This is a genomic window from Clostridium merdae, from assembly GCF_900176635.1.
GTDB classification, from domain to species: Bacteria; Bacillota; Clostridia; order Oscillospirales; family Acutalibacteraceae; genus Faecalispora; species Faecalispora merdae.
In genome coordinates, this window is the sequence record NZ_FXLN01000001.1 from 1 (window position 1) to 2,026 (window position 2,026).

Below are 2,026 nucleotides of genomic sequence, written 5' to 3' on the forward strand. Positions count from 1 at the left end.
GACTCAATTGCATAGAAGCCATAAAGGAAACCTCTCTTTTTAAAAAACATACGTGTGATGCTATAAAGAAATTTATATACATTCACCGTAGTACAAACTATGCACGCTTGTACAGGTAGGTTCATTTATCTTTTACTTCTTGATCACCGCTGTTTTTTAGTTTCTACACTGGTGAAAACATACAGGTTAATCTTAGTTATCATATAATAATCCTCCTATATTTAATTTTTATTTCTTTTCTTTTGACTTATCAAATCAATACAAATTGCCAGCTCTTCAAAGCTGGCAATTTGTATTATGCTTTTATCTATCTAGTAAATCTTTTACTCATTGATAAATAATTAAGTGATAGCAACCGATCCATTAATATAAACAGGAAAGGTGATTTCACCTGCACCAGTTGTCAATGATCCTACGAGAACCATAAGGGCTGATTTGTTTACAGGAAGCGGAGTAGCAGAATCAAAAGTGAGTGATGCGTTATTGCCCAACGGTACCGAATTAGGGAGTGGAAAGTCAACTTTAAACCCAGTCGAGGTAAAAGTGTTACTAGGAGGATCTGATACATACACTTCTACGCTCATAGTTGCATCTGAGCCAACAGTAGTAGCAGAAGAGGCAAGATAGTATACAGACAGTGAAGAAATATTACCATCACGAGGTACCGACACTGGTTGCTCTAATGCATTCATATCAGTTGTAGTCATTGTCAATGTGGGCTGAAGATTTGATGTTGTAATATAACCATGATTGACAGTTCCAATTATAGCTGGTTCACCTGCCTCACCATTTGCAAGACTTTTTACGTTAGTTACGCCATTAGTTGCAAAAGTCATAATGGCATTACCTGCACCTGCGGGACCGGTCGGACCCGTATCGCCTGCTAGGCCTGTCGGACCCGTATCTCCTGCTGGACCTGTCGGGCCGGTATCGCCTGCTGGGCCGGTTGGACCCGTAGCACCTGCTGGACCAGTTGGGCCAGTATCACCTGCCGGACCAGTTGGGCCAGTAGCACCTGTGGGGCCGGTTGGACCCGTATCACCTGCGGGGCCTGTTGGACCCGTATCACCCGCCGGGCCTGTCGGGCCGGTATCACCTGCCGGGCCAGTTGGACCCGTATCACCCGCCGGGCCTGTCGGGCCCGTATCACCTGCGGGGCCAGTTGGACCCGTATCACCTGCGGGGCCGGTTGGGCCAGTAGCACCTGTGGGGCCGGTTGGACCAGTATCGCCTGCAGGGCCGGTTGGACCAGTATCGCCTGCTGGGCCGGTTGGACCAATATCACCTGCGGGGCCAGTTGGGCCGGTATCACCTGCGGGGCCTGTCGGACCCGTATCGCCTACTGGACCTGTCGGGCCGGTATCGCCCGCTGGGCCTGTCGGACCCGTATCACCTGCCGGACCAGTTGGGCCAGTAGCACCTGCTGGGCCGGTTGGACCAGTATCGCCTGCTGGGCCGGTTGGACCCGTATCACCTGCGGGGCCTGTCGGACCCGTATCGCCTGCTGGACCTGTCGGGCCAGTATCGCCTGCGGGGCCGGTTGGACCCGTATCGCCTGCCGGGCCTGTCGGACCCGTATCGCCTGCTGGGCCGGTTGCACCCGTATCGCCTGCCGGGCCGGTTGGACCCGTATCGCCTGCTGGGCCGGTTGGACCAATATCACCAGCGGGGCCAGTTGGGCCGGTATCACCTGCGGGGCCTGTCGGACCCGTATCGCCTGCTGGACCTGTCGGGCCGGTATCGCCCGCTGGGCCTGTCGGACCCGTATCACCTGCGGGGCCGGTTGGACCCGTATCGCCCGCTGGGCCTGTCGGACCCGTATCACCTGCTGGGCCGGTTGGACCCGTATCGCCTGCCGGGCCTGTCGGGCCGGTATCGCCTGCTGGGCCGGTTGGACCCGTGGGTCCTGTAGGACCGGTATCGCCTGTTAGTCCGGTTGGCCCTGTGGGGCCTGTCGGACCCGTATCGCCCGTTAGTCCGGTTGGCCCTGTGGGGCCTGTCGGACCCGTATCACCTGCCGGACCAG

The 2,026-nt window shown here is 55.5% G+C and carries 1 protein-coding gene; it reads right to left on the reverse strand.

Translation table 11 applies throughout. The features are described 5' to 3' along the window. Window positions 1-341: 341 nt before the first annotated feature. A partial coding sequence (locus CAN90_RS00005; RefSeq protein WP_187138270.1) for a collagen-like domain-containing protein occupies window positions 342-2,026 on the reverse strand: 1,685 nt, incomplete at its 5' end.